At 59.7% G+C, this 17,713-nt stretch carries 19 protein-coding genes; 5 read left to right on the plus strand and 14 right to left on the minus strand.

Annotated elements, in window-relative coordinates:
* Positions 1-111: 111 nt before the first annotated feature.
* The 12 genes from RZA33_RS14255 to dctP all read right to left on the minus strand — a co-directional run bounded on the left by RZA33_RS14255 (position 112) and on the right by dctP (position 11,520).
* Positions 112-1,278 carry a glutathionylspermidine synthase family protein gene (locus RZA33_RS14255; RefSeq protein ID WP_317508372.1) on the minus strand — a complete coding sequence of 389 codons (1,167 nt, stop codon included), beginning with the start codon at positions 1,276-1,278 and terminating at the stop codon, positions 112-114.
* A gap of 18 nt (positions 1,279-1,296) precedes the next feature.
* Positions 1,297-1,905, minus strand: coding sequence for a DUF1190 domain-containing protein (locus RZA33_RS14260; RefSeq protein ID WP_317508373.1), 609 nt, complete (start codon positions 1,903-1,905; stop codon positions 1,297-1,299).
* 26 nt (positions 1,906-1,931) lie between these two features.
* Complete coding sequence (locus RZA33_RS14265) at positions 1,932-2,345, minus strand: DUF350 domain-containing protein (RefSeq protein ID WP_317508374.1); 414 nt, start codon at positions 2,343-2,345, stop codon at positions 1,932-1,934.
* A gap of 54 nt (positions 2,346-2,399) precedes the next feature.
* The gene (locus RZA33_RS14270; RefSeq protein WP_317508375.1) at positions 2,400-3,140 is read right to left on the minus strand and encodes a DUF2491 family protein; all 741 of its coding nucleotides are present in this window, start codon (positions 3,138-3,140) and stop codon (positions 2,400-2,402) included.
* Positions 3,140-4,219 (minus strand): potassium channel family protein, encoded by a 1,080-nt coding sequence (locus RZA33_RS14275; RefSeq protein WP_317508376.1) that lies wholly within the window; start codon positions 4,217-4,219, stop codon positions 3,140-3,142. Before RZA33_RS14275 ends, RZA33_RS14270 begins: the two co-directional genes overlap by 1 nt.
* A gap of 51 nt (positions 4,220-4,270) precedes the next feature.
* Positions 4,271-4,966, minus strand: coding sequence for a PspA/IM30 family protein (locus tag RZA33_RS14280; protein ID WP_317508377.1), 696 nt, complete (start codon positions 4,964-4,966; stop codon positions 4,271-4,273).
* Positions 4,967-5,074: 108 nt separating this feature from the next.
* Positions 5,075-5,533 carry a DUF2170 family protein gene (locus RZA33_RS14285; protein ID WP_317508378.1) on the minus strand — a complete coding sequence of 153 codons (459 nt, stop codon included), beginning with the start codon at positions 5,531-5,533 and terminating at the stop codon, positions 5,075-5,077.
* Between the two features lie 134 nt (positions 5,534-5,667).
* Positions 5,668-7,191, minus strand: coding sequence for a malonyl-CoA synthase (locus RZA33_RS14290; RefSeq protein WP_317508379.1), 1,524 nt, complete (start codon positions 7,189-7,191; stop codon positions 5,668-5,670).
* A complete protein-coding gene (locus RZA33_RS14295; RefSeq protein ID WP_317508380.1) occupies positions 7,188-8,543 on the minus strand; it encodes a malonyl-CoA decarboxylase in 1,356 nt (451 codons plus the stop codon). The genes RZA33_RS14290 and RZA33_RS14295 overlap by 4 nt, the downstream gene beginning before the upstream one ends.
* A 13-nt stretch (positions 8,544-8,556) precedes the next feature.
* Entirely contained in the window at positions 8,557-9,891 is a 1,335-nt protein-coding gene (locus tag RZA33_RS14300; protein WP_317508381.1) for a TRAP transporter large permease, read from the minus strand.
* A 2-nt stretch (positions 9,892-9,893) separates the two neighbouring features.
* Positions 9,894-10,415: a TRAP transporter small permease gene (locus RZA33_RS14305; RefSeq protein ID WP_317508382.1), complete on the minus strand. Its 522-nt coding sequence runs from the start codon at positions 10,413-10,415 to the stop codon at positions 9,894-9,896.
* Between the two features lie 109 nt (positions 10,416-10,524).
* On the minus strand, positions 10,525-11,520 hold the full coding sequence (dctP, locus tag RZA33_RS14310) for a TRAP transporter substrate-binding protein DctP (protein WP_317508383.1): 996 nt from the start codon (positions 11,518-11,520) through the stop codon (positions 10,525-10,527).
* A gap of 154 nt (positions 11,521-11,674) precedes the next feature.
* On the opposite strand from dctP, the gene RZA33_RS14315 reads away from it, so the two are divergent.
* The 5 genes from RZA33_RS14315 (at position 11,675) to RZA33_RS14335 (ending at position 15,534) form a co-directional block, all read left to right on the plus strand.
* Entirely contained in the window at positions 11,675-12,361 is a 687-nt protein-coding gene (locus tag RZA33_RS14315) for a GntR family transcriptional regulator (protein ID WP_317508384.1), read from the plus strand.
* Positions 12,362-12,470: 109 nt separating this feature from the next.
* On the plus strand, positions 12,471-13,475 hold the full coding sequence (locus tag RZA33_RS14320; RefSeq protein WP_317508385.1) for a GlxA family transcriptional regulator: 1,005 nt from the start codon (positions 12,471-12,473) through the stop codon (positions 13,473-13,475).
* A complete protein-coding gene (locus tag RZA33_RS14325) occupies positions 13,466-14,650 on the plus strand; it encodes an MFS transporter (protein WP_317508386.1) in 1,185 nt (394 codons plus the stop codon). The genes RZA33_RS14320 and RZA33_RS14325 overlap by 10 nt, the downstream gene beginning before the upstream one ends.
* Positions 14,651-14,663: 13 nt before the next feature.
* Positions 14,664-15,224 carry a YgjV family protein gene (locus RZA33_RS14330; protein WP_317508387.1) on the plus strand — a complete coding sequence of 187 codons (561 nt, stop codon included), beginning with the start codon at positions 14,664-14,666 and terminating at the stop codon, positions 15,222-15,224.
* A gap of 43 nt (positions 15,225-15,267) precedes the next feature.
* Positions 15,268-15,534: a DksA/TraR family C4-type zinc finger protein gene (locus RZA33_RS14335; RefSeq protein WP_317508388.1), complete on the plus strand. Its 267-nt coding sequence runs from the start codon at positions 15,268-15,270 to the stop codon at positions 15,532-15,534.
* Positions 15,535-15,542: 8 nt separating this feature from the next.
* On the opposite strand, the gene RZA33_RS14340 is transcribed toward RZA33_RS14335, so the two are convergent.
* Entirely contained in the window at positions 15,543-15,827 is a 285-nt protein-coding gene (locus RZA33_RS14340) for a YrhK family protein (RefSeq protein ID WP_317508389.1), read from the minus strand.
* A 25-nt stretch (positions 15,828-15,852) separates the two neighbouring features.
* Positions 15,853-17,691, minus strand: a complete 1,839-nt coding sequence (recQ, locus tag RZA33_RS14345) for a DNA helicase RecQ (RefSeq protein ID WP_317508390.1) — start codon at positions 17,689-17,691, stop codon at positions 15,853-15,855.
* Positions 17,692-17,713 lie beyond the last annotated feature (22 nt).

Consider the following 17,713-nt stretch of genomic DNA (forward strand, 5'->3'; position numbering starts at 1 on the left):
CAGGGTGAGAAGTAGAGTGATACTTACCACTCTACTTAGGGTGGTGGCAACGATTTCAGCTTTTTTTGTGAGGGCTGTCTAGCCTATATAAGCGTATTTTGGTACTGACGCTTACACGATAGCGTGGGGCACAAAGCAGGAAGAGTCTTTGGTAATGCGGCCAACGTCTTCGCGAATACCCATGCCACAGGCGCGGTCACCCACCACCCAACTGCCAATTAAGGCGTGGTTATTACCAAACCGCGGCATCGGGTGGTAGGCCTGGCGAATCCAGGGGCTGTCGGTGTAGGGACCGCCGACCGCTTCGCGGTGGCCCGCCGGGGTAACCAGCTCTACGTTGCTGCCTTCCCGGGAAAAGAACGGTTTACGCACCCAGCCTGCTGGCAGCGGTGGGCTGTTGGCATCCTCAAAAAATGCCGGTAGCAGATTAGGGTGACCCTCGAAATGCTCCCATAGCAGGGGCAGAATCCCTTTGTTGGAGAGGATGGCTTTCCAGGGCGGCTCAAACCAGTGGGTATTTAGCTGCGGAATATGTTCGCCAAAGGCATCGTCGGCCATCTCTTCCCAGGGGTAGAGCTTGAACAGGGCGTGGATGGGCAGATCATCCAGGTCAACAAAGTGTTCGGCCCCGGTTTGCAGACCAATATCCTCGGTGTAGATAAACGGCGCCTTAAGGCCCGCCTGCACCGCCACATCCTGTAAGTAGTGCACGGTGGCGCGCTCTTCAGGGTTATCTTTGATACAGGAAAAATACAACGTGCGGTTTTCAATGCGGTCGCCAAGGTGCGCCATGGCGTTGATCAGCCGCTCTTGAATCGAGTTATATTGATCCGCGTGGCGTGGCAGGATGCCTTGTGAAATGGCTTGCTCAAGCCATACCCATTGGAAAAAGCCCGCTTCGTAGAGCGAGGTGGGAGTGTCATAGTTGAGCTCCAGCAGTTTCGCTGGGCCATCGCCTGAATAAGCAAAATCCATCCGCCCGTAGAGGTGCGGCTGGCCCGATTTCCAGGAGTGATGGATGCTGTCCCACATGTGCTCGGGCAACGCCAGACGCTGCATGAGTGCATTGGAGTGGCAGACCTTATCCACCAGTTCCATGCACATCTCGTGCACCGCCTCGGTAGGCGCTTCAATGTCACGCTCTACCTGCTCCATGGTGAACTGGTAGTAGGCGTCCTCTTTCCAGTAGGGCTCCCCGTCGATGGTATGAAAATGAAAGCCCAGCTCGTGAGCCAGGGCTTTCCAGTTACTGCGTTCAGGGATATCGATGCGTAGCATGGTTACCTTGGCTGGCGGCTAAGAGCCCCAGCCACCCCGTGCCGAAGAGCGCGAGCCAAAGCCCCGGCGCTGAGAGGTCGCCACCGAGTTACGCATTGCATCATTACGCTGGGTAATGCGCTGGGTCGCCTGATTGGTAGCCGTGTTCCAGTTGCCCTGGTTTTGACGATTGCGGTACACCGGTTCCTGATACACCCGCTCGAAGGAGCGGCCGCGGTTGGTGTTCGACATCATGCTGCCGACCATATAACCCATCATGGCGGGCATAAACCAGCTGCCGCCACTGTTGCCGGTGGCCGCTTGCGCCTGTTCTTCGGTGGGCGCGGTACAAGCGCCTTCGCCATGCTCGGCTTCACACTCTTCCAGGGTGCTAAAGCGTGGTACTTCCTCTAAAGAGGCTTCGTAGGCGTCTTCACAGGCGCTGCGCGTATAGACATTCTCGGCGACGCAATCTTCGACGCTTTGAAAGCTCTTCGGCTCGTCAAATTCAATCTCGGTGATTTGTTCTTCTTGGGGCGGTTGACCACAGGCAGTGAGACCAAAGGCGCTGGCGCCCATCATTGCCAGGGTTAAACGCCCGCTGCGCTTGCGGCGCGGTAAATGCGGTGTTTGATCGTGTTTAGACATGCAGGCTCTCCTTTACCACGTCGTCGTTACCAAGTCATCGAAGCGGCGTTGAGTAAGCCGACTGCCACGGCCACGCTGGCCATTAAAATGCCGTAGGCTTGGTGGCCTTCGGTAATGTGCTGGGAAAGGCTTTCACCCTGCTTACGCAGAAACAGCTTAACGCCAAAGAAGGTGGCCAACTGAACGATAAAGGCGACAATGCCCCAGAGCACAAAATCGATGAAGCTGATGGAGTTTGCCATCGCGCTGTAAAGCGGAATGGTGAAGCCTAAAATGGAGCCGCCATAGGCAGAAGCCGCGGCCGCATTGCCTTCACGAATCAGCGTCCACTCGTGGTGCGGGGTAATTCGGCTGTAGCAGTACATAAAAGCGGCGAGCAGCACAATCGCGGTCACTAGATAGGCGAGAAATGACGGCAGGCCGTAGAGGTAGTTCACCATGGTGCGGTTTCCTTTTATAGCTTTAAAAACAGACGCTCATTAAGCGTCGATAGGTTACATTGCGTCGATATCAACAGAGGCGATATCCACCCCCACATTGTGCACCACCATAAAGCTGCCTTCGCCATCGTTTTCAGCACTCAGAAACAAGTACTCCATACGTTCAGCGCCTTCGATGGGGCGTTCATAGAGCATCGCATGATGAGTCACATGGCGGGCCGACATGCTCTCGGTGGTCATTACCTGCTCTTCAAAAACCACCGGCGGCGACCACAGGCTGTCTTCATCGCCCCACACGCGCTGATACGTACAATCGCGTGCCTCGTCAGTGGTCGAAGTAAGCGTGATAGCTTTGGCGCCGATGCTGTCGGGCTGTTTATCTTCTCCGTTGATGCCGCCATCACCGTTTATCAAATTATCAAATTCGGCGTCCGAGAGATGCGCAACACGGTAAAAGTCGAACAGCTTATATTCAAGCACTTGGCCATGCTCGATATTGGCCTGCAGCCAAGTGTCGTTATCCAGGTAGAAGCGTACCAGGTGCGCGCCTTGCCCCAGGTCAACGTGACCCACGGCAGCAATGTGGTGGTAAGCGTCGTCGTCCCAGCGAAATAGCGCATCCGGGTGAGCACGCAGGCCGATCAGTTTAATGTTAACGCGCCCGTCCAGGCGCAACCCTTCAAGCTGTTCCTGACTGACACCCATGGACAGGCCCGCAGCAACCGGGCTACCGGTGGAGGGTTCAGGCGGTTTTTGCGTGGTAGAACGCAAAAGCGCCTTGAGGATGTTAAACATCAAGCAGCTCCCTGTGCAGCAGACTGGAACAAGGTGGTGAGTTCGGCCTCGGTCAGTCGTTTGTTACCCATGTAATACAGCGTGTCGCCTTTTCCCACGGCGAAATCAGCCGGTGGATTGAGCAGTTGCTGCGTCTCAGTCGACGGGCGCCAAACCCCTAATAACGTCACGTTGTCGCGTGCTTTGGCTAGGCTCATCAGGTCGCCGTAGCGAACCGTTTGGTCGGCGGGCAGCGAGTCGGGCAAGTATCCCTGATACTGTGTTGCGCCATGGTCAATCGCAAGCAGCTCATTGACCACACGGCTGATACCCGCATCAGTAGCGGAGCGAACCAACATTTCAATCGATAAGCCCTGGGTGCACTCGATACCCGGCAAGGTACGCCGCAGCATATTGGCGGTCGCTGGATTGCTGCAGTGGGCGACAACGTGGCAGCCAGGCGTTTTCTGATCGAAGACCGATAAGGCAATGGTGGCCACTCGTTCATCGGTCTCATCATAGATAATGATGCGGCTGGCGCCCTGGATGCCTGCTCGCACTAGCAACTGGGTATTGGAAAAACTATCCCCTTTTACAAATTTAATGCTGCCAGGCAGCGGGTTGTCGATGTCTTTCGTTACGCACAACACAATATCGTCGGGGAGGTTGGCGTCGGCCTGCAGAATGCGAATAATCTGCGCCGTTGGTTCGCCGTGCCAACCGATGACGAGCGTATGCCCGCTAAGACTGCTGTAATTAGCGTTACCCTGCACCAGCATTCTCCATGTTGCACTAATATTCGCCGTTGCTTTACCGATGAACGCCGCAAACAGCATGATGCCGCCGGGAATGACCCAGAGGGTGGCGGCCCACTGACCACCAGACGTTACCGGGCTGTAGTCACCATAGCCCACCGTTGTTGCCGTGGTGACGTAAAAGTAAACCCATGTCCCGAACGTGTCAGCGACAGCTTCATTGCTCATCGCCATAAAGACCCATGATAGAGTCGCATGGCCGATGACCATCAAAAACAGAAACGACCAACTGACATTGAGCGTAGACGCCTGAAGCGCCCTGATCAGGCGTAAAAAAACCGGCACTGCAGGCCCCTTAGCAAAGGCCCGCCGGGAAGGGCGGGCGACATCAGTGGATTATTCTTGCGTGGTATTTTTTTTGGCTTTCAGGCGCGCCAGTACGTCATCCGCTTTACGCTGCGTACCGCCGACACCAGCCGCTTTCAGGCGCGCCTCCAGCGAGCTGCCGCTTTCTTCCGCTGCCATATCGTCGGCCGCTTGCATTTGCGCTGAGTTAAGCTGTTGTTTCTCTTTAATACGCTCAAGCGACTCCATGGCGCTGCTCATGGCGCTGTTTTGGCCCGAGTGACGCGCCGCCACGGCGGATTGGGCTTTCTGCGCCGATTCGGTGGCCTTCACCACGCTAACCTGCTGCTTGAGCTGGCGAAGCTGGTTGTCGGTACCGCGAATCGCGCCACGCAGTTTTTCGATGCTGGCGTCATACTCGTCGACAATTGCCCGCTCAGCTTCTAGATCCTCCTGCAACGCCACCATGCGCTCGGCGACTTCCACGGCGAGTTGCTCTTCGCCTTTATCCAGGGCAGCCTCGGCGCTTTTTTCCAGCTCGACAATTTTGCTTTCCAGTGTGTCAGCTTTATTGCTGTTTAGCTGGCGTTGGCCCATCAGGCGGGTAAGCTCGGTTTTAGACTGGCTGAGGTGATTTTCCGAGTCGCGGATTTCCTGGTCTAGGATACGCAGGGCCTGGGAATCCACCACGGCTTGTCCGCTCTCACTTGCTTTGCCGCGAAGGGCGGTCATGATTTTGCTTAACATAGTCAGTGTCTCTTTTTAGAACTATCTTTAAATAGCGCCACTTTATCGGAAGCGATGTTGGTATAGATATCAGAGGTGATGACCGATAAACCTGATTAGAAAATCAGTTTAGACGAAATGCGTCTGGATCAGTTCGGCGACATCCATTGCCGCACTGGCCGTGGCATGTAGCTCGGCGCAAATTGACTCAAGCTTGGAGTCGCCAAACAGCTGCCCATAAGCCACATAAACGTCGCGCCCGTCAATTTCGACAATACCCACGGAGGCCAGCGGTAAGGCAACGCCTTGGCGCAGCAGTACTTCGTTGAGTTCTGAAGTGTTTTTGACACTGTCCACGGCAACAATAGGTGCCATTGCCACCCATTCGTTTTCGCTGCGCGAGAGGGTGATCGTTAAGTTACCGTAATCGTTTAGCTCCCAGATCAGCGTTTGATTCGTTTCGTCCAGGCTGGGGGTGCCCTCAGGCCACTCAAGCGCGGCCGACTCGCCGTTGTTCGGTGCAGGTTGACTCACCAAACGATACAGCTCGGCGGCGGTGATACCAGTGGTGACAGTAGGCGTAGTCAAAGGAATTTTCTCCATCGTTCATAAAGTGTCTTCACCTTAACACTTAGCGGAAGAAATGGTTCCTTTGGGCAAAAAAGCGCTGCCAAAAGCCCCGTATGCGACGGGGCCAGATGTACGGGGCTAGAGGTTCGCGGTTATGGGGTGTGGTAGGTGTTCTGGAAGCGTTTGCGCAGTTCGTTCTTTTGCACTTTGCCCATGGTGTTGCGCGGCAGGGAATCGATAAAGAACACGCGCTTGGGCTGCTTGTACTTGGCAAGCCTTCCCTGCAGGTGGTTGATAATCGTGGCTTCGTCGAGGTCGGCCCCCGGCTGGGGCACCACGGCGGCAGTCACGCCTTCCCCAAAGTCGGGGTGGGGCAGGCCGATCACCGCCGACTCGGACACGCCTTCGAGCTCGTCGATGACCTGCTCGATTTCCTTGGGATAGACGTTATAGCCCCCGGAAATCACCAGGTCCTTATCCCGCCCAACGATATGCACATAGCCCTGCTCGTCGACCATGGCAAGGTCTCCGGTGATGAAAAAGCCATCCTCCAGGAGTTCTTCGCGGGTCTTTTCCGGCATCCGCCAATAGCCGATGAACACGTTGGGGCCGCGAATCTGCAGCATGCCGATCTCGCCGGGGGCGACCTCATTGCCGGTTTCCCGGTCGGTGAGGCGCATCTCCACCCCGGGGAGCGGCATGCCCACGGTGCCCGCCCGACGCTCACCTTTATACGGATTGGAGATGTTCATGTTGGTTTCGGTCATGCCGTAACGCTCTAAAATGGCATGCCCGGTTTTGGCTTTGAAGGCTTCGTGGGTGTCGGCGGTGAGCGGGGCTGAGCCCGAGACGAACAGGCGCATATTGGCCGTGACCTCCGGGGTCAGACGCGGATCCTGCACGAGGCGAGTATAGAAGGTTGGTACACCCATCATCACGCTGCCCTTGGGCAGTTCCTCGAAAATCACATCGGCGTCAAACTTGGGCAGGAACAGCATGCTGGCACCGGCCATCAGGGTGACGTTGCATGCCACAAACAACCCATGGGTATGAAAAATCGGCAGGGCATGAATAAGGCGGTCCTCGGCGCTGAAGTGCCAGGCCTTTACCAGGGTGTCGGCATTGGAGGCCAGGTTCTGGTGTGTCAGCATGGCCCCCTTGGAGCGCCCGGTGGTGCCCGAGGTGTATAGAATCGCCGCCAGGTCGCGGTGAGCAAGCTCGGCGATAGCGTCATGGGGCGTGGCGCTTTCGGCCTCGTCCATCAGGCTGCCGTCCGCCGCGCTGCCCAGCGTCACCACGGCGGGGCAGCCGGTGTCGGCGGCGATTCGGCGGGCCTCGTCGGCCACGGCAGGGCGACACACAAACAGGGCCGGTTCGGCATCCTCCAGGAAGTAGCGGATTTCATCGCCGGTGTAACCGGTATTGAGTGGCAGGTAGACGCCACCCATGCGCAGGCAGGCCAGGTAAAGCAGAATGGCTTCGGGGCTTTTATCCACCTGAACGGCCACGCGGTCGCCTTGACGCACGCCCAGTGCTATCAGCGCGCCAGCAAGCTGGGCGCTCTGGGCAAGCGCATCGGCGTAGGAGTAGCGGCGGCCCTTGCGGGTGGTAATGAAATCGGCCTCGCCGCGTTTGTGCATTTGCGTGGCGAAGGTGGCAAACAGGTTGTGGTTCATTTGGCAGGTTCTCCCTTGGCCAGCTTGCGCGCCCGTTTGGCGAGGTCGCGCACGTCGCTCGAACAGGCCACGGTGGCCTTGGCGGTATAGTTTTCGTGGTTGCGCTCGATGTCGTCGAGCACATAGAGGTAGTTGACCATCAGGCCTGCGGCCTGCTTGAGGCCCTTGTCGGAAATATCGCCAAGCCAGTTGATACGCTGAAGCTTGGCGCCGTTTCCCAGATGAAAGCGGGCGACGGGGTTGAGCGGCACGCCGTGGCGGTTTTTTTCATCCACCAGGTAGTGCGCGGCAAGCGGCTGGATGATGGCCTTGAGCCGCTCCTGACGCTGCTTGTCCTGGTGCCATCCTGGGGTGTCTAGCTCGGCGAGTGCGTCGCGTACGCTGGGCGGCCATTGCTCATCCTGGCGCTGCTCGGCGAGCCATTGGGCAAACCCCGGTACCGGCGAGAGCGTCACAAAGTGCTTGAGCTGCGGCAGTTCCTGGGAAAGCTCCTGGACCACCTGCTTGATCAGGAAGTTACCGAACGATATGCCGCGCAGGCCGGTTTGGCAGTTGCTGATACCGAAGAAGGCGGCGCTGTCGGCGTCCTCGGGGTCTTCGATGCCGCCTTCCGCGCCGGACAGGATCGGCTGGATGCGGCTGGGCAGGCCTTTATGCAGCGCCACTTCCACAAAGATCAGCGGTTCATCGCCGATGGCGGGGTGGAAGAACGCAAAACAGCGCCGGTCGCGGGCATCCAGACGGCGGCGCAGGTCGTCCCAGTCCTGAATTTCATGCACCGCTTCGTAGCGGATGATCTTCTCGAGAATCGACGCCGGAGTATTCCAGTCGATGCGCTTGAGCATCAAAAAGCCACGGTTGAACCAGGAACCGAACAGGTGCGCGAAGTCGTCATCAATCGGCGCGAGGTCGGGCTGCTCGCGGAGCAGACCAAGTAGGTCCCTTCGCATATTGACCAGCTCGTAGGTTCCGTCGCTGGCGAAGTTGAGCCGCCGGAAAAGCTCCTGGCGAAGCGGCTCGCAGGCTTCGAACAGCGTCTGCAGGGAACGGTTGTCACGGGCCTTGCGGTAAGTTGCGTAGGCGCTGTCAATCTGCTCGGGCTCGGCGGCGAAATCTTCGGCGAGGCGTTTGAAAAAATGCTGCTTTTCCGCTTCGGAGAGGCGCCGGTAGATTGCCAGGGCGCGGCTGGCCAGGGCGATGCTGGACGCTTCGCCGTCGCTTTCCAGTAGCGCCTGGCAGGCCTTGACCAGGTGAGTGTGGTCTACCGCCGAGGCAACAGACTGGCGCCGCCGCAGTAGCGCATCGCGCTGGGTAATGTTGTTGAACAGTTCCTGTAGAAACGTCATGTTCATGGTAATCCTCCCTTTAGCCCATGATCAGGTTGGGCAGCCATAGGGCAATGCCGGGGAACAGGCACAGCAGCAGGATGGCGAGCACCATGCACAGCGCATACGGCAGGCTGCCCATCAGGATGTCGCGCAGCGAAATGTCCGGTGCAATGCCTTTGATGATGAACAGGTTGAGCCCGACCGGCGGCGTGATGAGGCCGATTTCCAGATTGATGGTGAGCACCACCGCGAACCAGTAAGGATCGAAGTTCGCCGCCAGAATGATCGGCAGCAGGATCGGCGCGGTCATGACGATCACCGCCACCGGCGGCAGGAAAAAGCCGGCGACCAGTAGAAAGACGTTGATGACGCCCATCAGGGCCCAGCGATTGACGTCCATATCGGCAATGGCGGCCGCCACGGTCTGGGTAATGAACATCGACGACAGCGCATAGGCGAAGACCTCGGCGCAGGCGATGACCAGCATGATCATCACGCTCTCGCGCAGGGAGTCGCGCATGATCAGCTTGATCGGCCCGATCTGCCACATGCGGTAGATCAGGATGGCCAGCATCAGACACAGGAAGGCGCCGACGCCCGCCGCTTCGGACGGTGTCGCGACCCCGCCGTACAGTGCGAATAGAATGCCTGCGACCACCCCGAGGAAGGGCAGGACGCGCACCACGGCTTTCATGTTGCTGTCGACGTTCTGCTGAACGGTGTTCTTGAGCTTTTCCGCAGAGGCTGCCACGGGGTTGGCGTAGCCGCCCGCCAGCTTGCAGGCGATGATCGTCCAGATCATGAATAACCCAGCCAGCATGAAGCCCGGCACAACGCCGGCGATAAACAAACGGCCGATGGAGGTTTCGGTGGAAATACCGTAAATGATCATGGTCACGGAAGGCGGAATCAGTATCCCTAGCGTGCCGCCTGCCGCAATACAGCCAGCGGCGACGCCGTCGGGGTAGCCCCGCGTGCGCATTTCAGGAATGCCCATTTTGCCGATGGCCGCACAGGTGGCGGGGGAGGAGCCGGACAGCGCGGCAAAAATCGAGCAGGCACCGATATTGGATACGGCAAGGCCCGCCGGTAGACGACCCATCCACAAATCCAGCGAGCGATACAAGTCGCGCCCGGTGGGCGAGGATGCCACGGCCGCGCCCATCAGAATGAACATGGGGATCGCCACAAAGCCGAATTCGGCAATGCGGTCAAAAAACGTTTCCCCGAAGTAGGTCAGTTCGGGAAGGCCGCGGTCGTAGAGCAGCGCCATCAACGAAACACCGCCCAGGGCAAAGGCAATCGGCGTGCCGATGGCCATCAGCGCTATTAGGCCGACGGCCACGATAATACCCAGCGTAATCGGATCCATAGTCAGCCCTCCCCGCGCAACATGTCGGCGACGTACTGCAACGCCAGTAAGGTCGCGCCTACTGCCACAGGGAGCAGCGCTGGCCAGAGCGGCGGATTCCACACCGAGCCCGTGGTCCATTCGCCGTGGAGCGCCTCTAAGACGTAGACCCAGCTGGCATAGGCCAGCGCTGCGCAGAACGCAAAGCCAAACAGCGAGGCGATGGTGAGCATTATCTTGCGACCCAGGCCGCCAATGGCGTCGGGTAAAATGGTGATGGCCACGTGACCACCAGTCATGAGTACGTAGGAGCTACCCATCAGCATCGCCCCGGTAACGGAAAAAATCGTAAACTCGGTTTGCCAGCTGGTGCTCCAGCCGAGTATGTAACGCGTGAACACCATGTGGCAGATGGCCAGCACCCCGGCGATAAACAGGGCGCAGGCGATGTAGGCTGAAAAGCGCGAAAGCTGATCCATGGTCCGTATGTAGCCACCAATCAGGCCGCTACGCGCTGGCGGAGTGTGCGTTGTTGTCGTCGCCATATATCCCTCATCAAGCTATTTTCATCACGTCGGATGCATCAGATCGGGCAAGCAGAGAGCGATACCGGCCACCCCACAAGGTGGCCGGCATGCAAGAAAAGCCAGCTGCTTATTCGACGGCTAGCGCCGCATCGATGATGGCTTGGCCGTTAGGGACGTTTTCGGCGAAGTTTTTATACGAGGTTTCACGGGCGATCTCGAGCCAGGCGTTGTAATCCTCTTCGGTCATCTTGACGACCTCAACGCCGTTTTCCTCGTAGACGTCGACCATCTGCTGGTCAATGGCGGCGGCCTCTTCAGCAAAAAACGCCTCGGCCTTTTCGCCAGCGTCCATCAGCGCGGCCTGCTGCTCGTCGTTGAGGCCCTGCCAGACTTGCTCGGAGATCAGGATCGGTTCGTACATGAACCACAGGGCAAAGTCGCCGGGCTCGGTCAGGCACTCGACCTGTTCGTAAAGGCGATAGGACACGAACGACATCGATGAGGTGTTGGCGGCGTCCAGTACGCCGGTTTGCATAGCGGTGTAGATTTCCGATGACGGCATCGAGGCGATGGACGCTCCGGCGGCCTCGAGCATTTCCTCAAAGGCCGGGCCTGCGGCACGGAAAACCTGGCCGTCCACGGTATCGGGGGAGGTAATGCACTGTTCGCTGGAGGCAAAACCGCCGGACAGCCAGGCATCCGCCAGCACCCGCGCGCCGCCTTCCTGAATGACGTCCTTGATCATGTCCATGTACTCGGAGTCGTTAAGGCGCTGGGCGTGCTCGTGATTGCGCACCAGCCCGGGCATCAGCGTGGCGGAAAACTCCGGGTGACGGCCGCTGGCGTAGTCGAGCGGTAGCGAGGTGATGTCCAGGCGTCCCCGTGCCAGCGCGCCCCATTGCTCGCGGGCCTTGAACAGCGACTGTCCGGGGTAGACTTCAATTTCCAGGCCGACGTCGGCATCGGCCACTTCCTTGGCCATCATCTGGACCATTTCATCGCGCACGTCGCCCTGGCCACCAGGAAACTGGTGGGAAGCGCGCAGTACGGTATTCGCCGAGGCGTGAGAGGCGGCGATCGCGAGGCCCAGAGCGGTGGCGGTTAGGATATGCTTGCGTTGCATGAGGCGTCTCCAACGATTGTTGTTGTGGTTTGGATGGCACTTTGTATGTATCAGACAGGCTGATATATACATCAATAGGCGTTATGTATGCTAATGTCAACTTTATGACACATGCATTGTGTAAACTGTGGCGCTGCCAAAAAGGAGGTGACGCATGCCCGGCACGAAACGCTCCAACGCCCAGCGGCTCAAGGATTCCCTGGAAGACGACATCATTAACGGCCGCCGCTCCCCCGGCGAGCGCCTCGACCCTGAAACCCTGGGGGCAGAGTTCAACGTCTCGCGCACGCCGGTTCGGGAGGCGATCCAGCAGCTGGTAGCCAGCGGCCTGGTCACGGTGTCGCCCAAAAAAGGGACTTTTGTTGCCAAGGTGGGCATTGATCAGCTGATCGAAATGTTCGAGGTGATGGCCGAGCTGGAGGGCATGTGCGGTCGGCTGGCCGCCCGGCGCATCACCGAGCAGGAACTGGCCGCACTGCGCGAGGCGCATCAACGCTGCGAAGCGGCGGCGCTGGCGGGGGACACCGACGAGTATTACTACGAGAACGAAGGCTTTCACGACTGTATCTACACGGCGAGCCACAACACCTTTCTGGCCAGCGAGGCCCGCCAGCTCAAGCAGCGTTTGAAGCCGTATCGGCGTTTGCAGCTGCAGGTTCGCCAGCGCATGCACAATTCACTTAGTGAGCACCAAGTCATCTTCGATGCCATCGAAAGCGGCGATGCGGCGCGTACCCAGCAGGCGCTAAGCGACCATGTACTGATTCAGGGCGAGCGTTTCAGCGACTTCGTGTCCAGCGTGCGCCGGATGGAAGACGCGCCCGTCAGTCAAACGGGCTGAGCGACCAATGTCTTAATCGGTGGGGTAATGGTCCTTGCCGACATTTCACTGAACGGTGACACTCTCTTCTATCGACTGAAGGCTTCTATCGACTGAAGGGAGGACCACCGTGTCCCGCCATATTGCGCTACTCGCCTATCCTGACTGCCAGCTGCTCGATGTGAGCGGCCCCTGGCAGGTATTCGCCACTGCCAATGAGCTGAGCCAACGTCCGCTCTATCAGCTAACCCTTGCTGCCAGTGCGCCCGGCAAGCTGATGACAAACGGCGGGTTGGCGCTTGATGCCAGTCATTCCCTCGACCAGTTGGCAGCGTTACAGCCGCTGGATACCTTGCTGGTGGCGGGCGGCAGCGGCGTGGCCCGTCAATGCGAGACGCCCGAGATGCTGGTGACGCTGCGCGCGCTCGCCCCGCAGGTACGCCGCCTGGGGTCCATCTGCAGCGGCGCTTTTTTGCTGGCGGCGGCAGGGCTGTTGGATGGCCTGCGCGTGACCACCCATTGGCGGCACGCCGACGCGCTGGCCAGCGCCTACCCGTCACTCAAGGTAGAGCCGGATGCGCTGTACGTTGAAAGCGGCGGACGCTACACCAGCGCGGGCGTGACGGCGGGGATCGACCTGGCGCTCTCGCTGGTGGAAGCCGACCACGGCGCTGAACTTGCCGGGCGAGTGGCCCGCGAGCTGGTGGTGTTCCTGCATCGCCCCGGCGGGCAGTCCCAGTTCAGCGAGATACTGCGTGGTCAGCAAGCGGCTGGCCCGCTTCGGCGCCTGCTCGACCGGCTGCACGCGGATCCCGCCGCCGAGCATTCCGTGACCGGGATGGCGGACTTCATGGCCGTCACGCCTCGCCATCTATCACGGCTGTTCAAGCGGCATCTGAACACCACGCCGGGCACCTACCTTACGCAACTGCGGCTTGAACAAGCGCGTCTGGCACTGCTCAACGAGCGTGAACAGCTCTCCCTTGAACGTCTTGCCCAACGCTGGCGGCTGGGTGGCGCAGAGCAGCTGCGCCGCCAGTTTCAGCGCTACTACGGCGTATCACCCTCGGTCTATCGTCAGCGCTTTGCGTCCTCTTATACCGCTTCTACTCAGGAGATTGTCGCATGCCTTTAACCGTCACCCTGTTATCGCTCTGTCAGGCGCTGCTGGTCACCGGCAATGTCTTGCTGATTGCCGTTTCGCCGCTGATTGGGGCGTCTCTGGCGCCCAGTGCGTCATGGTCGACTGCACCGGTCGCTACCCAGTGGTTGGGGCTGATGTGCGCGACGATCCCCGCCTCGCTGATCATGGCCAGGCTGGGCCGCAAGCGCGGGTTTATTCTTGGCAACATAGTGGGATTGGTGGGCGCGCTGGTCGCCGTGCAAGCGCTGATGAGCGAACGCTTCGGTCTGTTCCTGCTGGCGACCTGGTTGATAGGTATCGGCATTGGCTTTGGCCAGCTGTACCGCTTTGCCGCCGTTGAAGCGGCGCCCGCGCACCTGCGTGACCGAGCGATTGGTTTGGTGATGGGCGGCGGCGTGCTGGCCGCGTTTGCCGGGCCGTGGCTGGCAAGAGTCAGCCGGGAGCTGGGTGAGGTGCCGTTTCTGGGCAGCTTTGCCGGCCTGGCCGCCATCTACGCCCTGGCGTTGGTGGTGCTGATACTGACGCGATTACCGCCCGCTTCGCGCACCCACGGTGAAGGTACCGCCTTGCCGCTGGGGCGGATACTTCGCCAGCCCGGATTTATTGTGGCGGTGAGCGCGGCAATGGTCGGTTACGGCGTGATGAATCTGGCCATGACCGCCACGCCGCTCGCCATGTCGGGGGCCGGGCACCACTTTAATCACGTTTCAATGACCATTCAGTGGCACGTAGTGGCGATGTTCTTACCTTCGTTCTTTACTGGGCATTTGGCCACCCGCTTCGGCGCCAGGCAGGTCATTATGGCAGGCTGTCTGCTGCTGGTGGCAAGCGCCTTGGTCGCTCAGTTGGGTATCAGTCTAGCCGGTTTCAACGTGGCGCTGATTCTGCTGGGACTGGGCTGGAATTTCACCTTTCTGCCCGCCACCGGGCTGCTCACCGAAGTCTATCGCCCGGTGGATAAAGCCCGCACCCAGGCCGCCAACGAGTTTTTAGTGTTTGGCACCGCCGCCACGACGGCCCTGCTCGCGGGGCCCTTGGTCAGCGGCTTGGGGTGGGCAATGCTCAACCTGTTGTTGATCCCCGTGGCGCTGGTGCCGTTGCTCGCCATCGCCTGGCAGCGGCACCGTCAGCAACATGCTAGCCTAGGAGCCCCACCACACCCCTAGGAGCCCAGCCGTTATGCTTTCAACGTTCAGCCAAAGTGCACTGGCCGGTCAATTCTTTGGCCTGGTCGCACTGGTGATTTGCCTGGTGGCGTTTTCAAGCAAGCACGATGATCGTCTGCTGGTGCTGCTGATCTCGGCCAATGTGGCTTTTGCGCTGCAGTTCGTGTTTTTCGAGAGCTGGACCGCCGCCGCGCTGACGGTGCTGGTGATCGTACGCATCGTGCTGGCCCGGCGCTATCTGGGCAGCAAGCCGGTCATGGCGGGGGTGCTGGCGGTCAGCGGTATTGCGGCGTGGCTTACCTGGCAGAGCTGGATCGACGTGTTGCCCCTGACCGCCATGGTGCTGGGCACGCTGGGCATGTTCCTGCTGCGCGGTATCGCCATGCGCGTCTTCCTGGGGCTGGCCGCCCTGGCGTGGATGCTCAACAACCTGCTGATCGGCACGATTGGCGGCACGCTCGCCGAAGCTATGATCGTGGTCACCAATATCATTACCATCATTCGGCTGGTGCGCGCCAAGCGCAGATACCCCGAGGTGTTTGAGGACGTCGAGCAAAACGAACCGTCCGCCTAGCTGCTATGCTGGAAGAAGTTTCACCTTAGCGAGGAGCGTGACCATGGCCGGTGGATGGGCAAAAGACGGCGCCGAACAAGAGCAAATGGAAAGCACACTTGAGGATGCGGTGCGGCGTGCTCGCAGCCAATTGCCACGGGGCGAAAGCCTGGAAACCTGCGAAGAGTGTGGCGAACCGATTCCCGAGGCGCGCCGCAAGGCCATTCCCGGCGTTCGGCTGTGCGTGGATTGCCAGGCGGCCGTGGACAAAAAGCAGTCAACCGTCAGTGGCTATAACCGCCGTGGCAGCAAGGATAGCCAGCTGCGTTGAACGGTCTGCTAGGCATCGTGATTGGTGTCCGGCAGCCGCTTGAAATAGATATAGCGATGCAGACGAATCGCCGGGCGCAGCAGTAGCTGCACGCTGCCAATCACGAACAGCCACACGCCCAGTGTCCTGAGGCTGCCTTCGTAGAAGAAACAGACGCTGCCTATGGTAAACCAGATCCCCAACATGAAATCATTCAGAATGCTCAGTGCTTCATAGCGTTGGTGCACCACCAGTTCTTCGTGTCCGAGTGTGAACGTCCAGTCGAGTGTCTTGGGGTTTTGTTCGCGCTGCATGCCTTTACTCCTTATCCAGTTTGTCTCAGCTATTTTGCTCGGTTTCCTGATGCGCCAGAATGACGTCCAGAAAGCCCTCGCCGTAATCCGCCAGCTTGCGCGCGCCGATGCCGGAGATGGCGCCTAATGCGTCCAGGCTCTGGGGGTTCTGCTCGACCAGTTCGGCCAGGGTGGCGTCGTGGAAGATCACATAGGCTGGTACGCCCTGGGCTTCGGCCAGCTCCCGGCGGTGCTGACGCAGTGCTTCCCACAGCGGGCCGTGGCCCTGCGGCGCAGAGGCGCCTTTGCTTCCTCGTCGGGCGGTTTTGGCTTTGCTGGGTTTGTTGCTTGGCTTGCGCAGAGTGAGGTTCTGTTCGCCGCGCAGCACCGGCTTGGCATTGGCAGTGAGCTTGATGCCGCCGTGGCCCTCCATATCCACGCTCAAAAAGCCGCTGGCAATCAGCTGGCGAAAGAGCGCTTTCCATTCGCTGGCAGCGAGGTCTTGGCCTATGCCGAAGGTGCTGAGGCGGTCGTGGCCAAAGCGGGTGATGCGTTCGTTGCTTTTGCCTAGCAGCACGTCCACCAGGTAGGTCACGCCGAAGCGCTGCTCGGTTCGGTAAACGCACGAAAGTGCCTTTTGCGCTGCCACGGTGGCCTCCCAGGTTTCGGGTGGGGTCAGGCAGTTGTCGCAGTTGCCGCAGGGGGCGTCCAGGTGATCGCCAAAATAGTGCAACAGCGCTTGGCGGCGGCAGCTGATGATCTCACACAGCCCCAGCATGGCGTCTAGCTTCTGCTGCTCAATGCGCTTTTGATGGTCGGCGGCGCTGGAGTCCTGCTGCATCTGGCGCAGTGTGATCACGTCCTGAAGGCCGTAAGCCATCCAGGCGTCGGCGGGCAGGCCGTCGCGCCCGGCGCGGCCGGTCTCCTGGTAGTAGGCTTCAATGCTTTTGGGCAGATTGAGGTGGGCCACAAAGCGCACGTCGGGCTTGTCGATCCCCATGCCGAAAGCAATGGTGGCGACGACGACCACGCCATCTTCACGCAGAAAGCGGGTCTGGTGGTGCTGGCGCTGCTCGGGGGGAAGTCCTGCGTGGTAGGGCAGTGCGGTCAGCCCCTGGCGTTCCAGCCAGGCGGCGGTTTCCTCCACTTTGCGCCTGGAAAGGCAGTAGACGATACCTGCCTCGCCGTCGTGGTGCTCGCGAATAAAGCGCAGCAGCTGTTCCTTGGCGTTGCCCTGATTCTCAGCGATATGGTAGCGGATGTTGGGCCGGTCAAAGCCGCTGTTGTAAAGCGCCGCTTCCTGGAGCTGCAGATGCTCCATGATATCGCCCCGGGTGGGCACATCGGCAGTGGCAGTCAGGGCGATACGCGGCACCTGGGGGAAACGCTGGTGTAGCTGGGAAAGCTGGCGATACTCAGGGCGGAAATCGTGGCCCCACTGGGAGACGCAGTGGGCTTCATCAATGGCGAACAGCGCAACCCGGGTCTGCTCCAAAAGCATCTGCATACGTGGCATGGCCAGGCGCTCGGGCGCGACATACAAAAGGTCCAGCTCCCCTGCTCGCAGGCGGTTTTCCACCTCGACTGCCTCGTGATAATCGAGGCTGGAGTTAAGGTAGTCCGCCCTGACCCCGTTCTGCTTAAGCGCTGCGACCTGATCCTGCATCAGCGCGATCAGCGGCGAGACCACGATGGCGGTGCCTTCGCGCAGGAGTGCCGGGATCTGATAGCACAGCGACTTGCCACCGCCGGTGGGCATCAGCACCAGCGCATCGCCTCCTGCGATCACATGCTCGATGATGGCCTGCTGCGGGCCGCGAAAGCTGTCGTAGCCAAATACCTCCTGCAACACCTTGAGGGCTGCCGGGTGAGGGTCGCCGTGCATCAATGCTCTCCTTGTCTCATGC

Origin of the sequence: Halovibrio sp. HP20-59 (assembly GCF_033052795.2) — a bacterium.
Classification (GTDB): Bacteria; Pseudomonadota; Gammaproteobacteria; order Pseudomonadales; family Halomonadaceae; genus Vreelandella.

Bases quoted from the DNA above. Each gene is read 5' to 3' on its own strand.
- RZA33_RS14260 (WP_317508373.1), bottom strand. From the start codon at position 1,905: ATGTCTAAACACGATCAAACACCGCATTTACCGCGCCGCAAGCGCAGC.
- dctP (WP_317508383.1), bottom strand. From the start codon at position 11,520: ATGCAACGCAAGCATATCCTAACCGCCACCGCTCTGGGCCTCGCGATC.
- RZA33_RS14325 (WP_317508386.1), top strand. From the start codon at position 13,466: ATGCCTTTAACCGTCACCCTGTTATCGCTCTGTCAGGCGCTGCTGGTC.
- RZA33_RS14265 (WP_317508374.1), bottom strand. From the start codon at position 2,345: ATGGTGAACTACCTCTACGGCCTGCCGTCATTTCTCGCCTATCTAGTG.
- RZA33_RS14295 (WP_317508380.1), bottom strand. From the start codon at position 8,543: ATGAACATGACGTTTCTACAGGAACTGTTCAACAACATTACCCAGCGC.
- RZA33_RS14330 (WP_317508387.1), top strand. From the start codon at position 14,664: ATGCTTTCAACGTTCAGCCAAAGTGCACTGGCCGGTCAATTCTTTGGC.
- RZA33_RS14315 (WP_317508384.1), top strand. From the start codon at position 11,675: ATGCCCGGCACGAAACGCTCCAACGCCCAGCGGCTCAAGGATTCCCTG.
- RZA33_RS14270 (WP_317508375.1), bottom strand. From the start codon at position 3,140: ATGTTTAACATCCTCAAGGCGCTTTTGCGTTCTACCACGCAAAAACCG.
- RZA33_RS14290 (WP_317508379.1), bottom strand. From the start codon at position 7,191: ATGAACCACAACCTGTTTGCCACCTTCGCCACGCAAATGCACAAACGC.
- RZA33_RS14255 (WP_317508372.1), bottom strand. From the start codon at position 1,278: ATGCTACGCATCGATATCCCTGAACGCAGTAACTGGAAAGCCCTGGCT.
- RZA33_RS14280 (WP_317508377.1), bottom strand. From the start codon at position 4,966: ATGTTAAGCAAAATCATGACCGCCCTTCGCGGCAAAGCAAGTGAGAGC.
- RZA33_RS14335 (WP_317508388.1), top strand. From the start codon at position 15,268: ATGGCCGGTGGATGGGCAAAAGACGGCGCCGAACAAGAGCAAATGGAA.
- RZA33_RS14305 (WP_317508382.1), bottom strand. From the start codon at position 10,415: ATGGCGACGACAACAACGCACACTCCGCCAGCGCGTAGCGGCCTGATT.
- recQ (WP_317508390.1), bottom strand. From the start codon at position 17,691: ATGCACGGCGACCCTCACCCGGCAGCCCTCAAGGTGTTGCAGGAGGTA.
- RZA33_RS14340 (WP_317508389.1), bottom strand. From the start codon at position 15,827: ATGCAGCGCGAACAAAACCCCAAGACACTCGACTGGACGTTCACACTC.
- RZA33_RS14300 (WP_317508381.1), bottom strand. From the start codon at position 9,891: ATGGATCCGATTACGCTGGGTATTATCGTGGCCGTCGGCCTAATAGCG.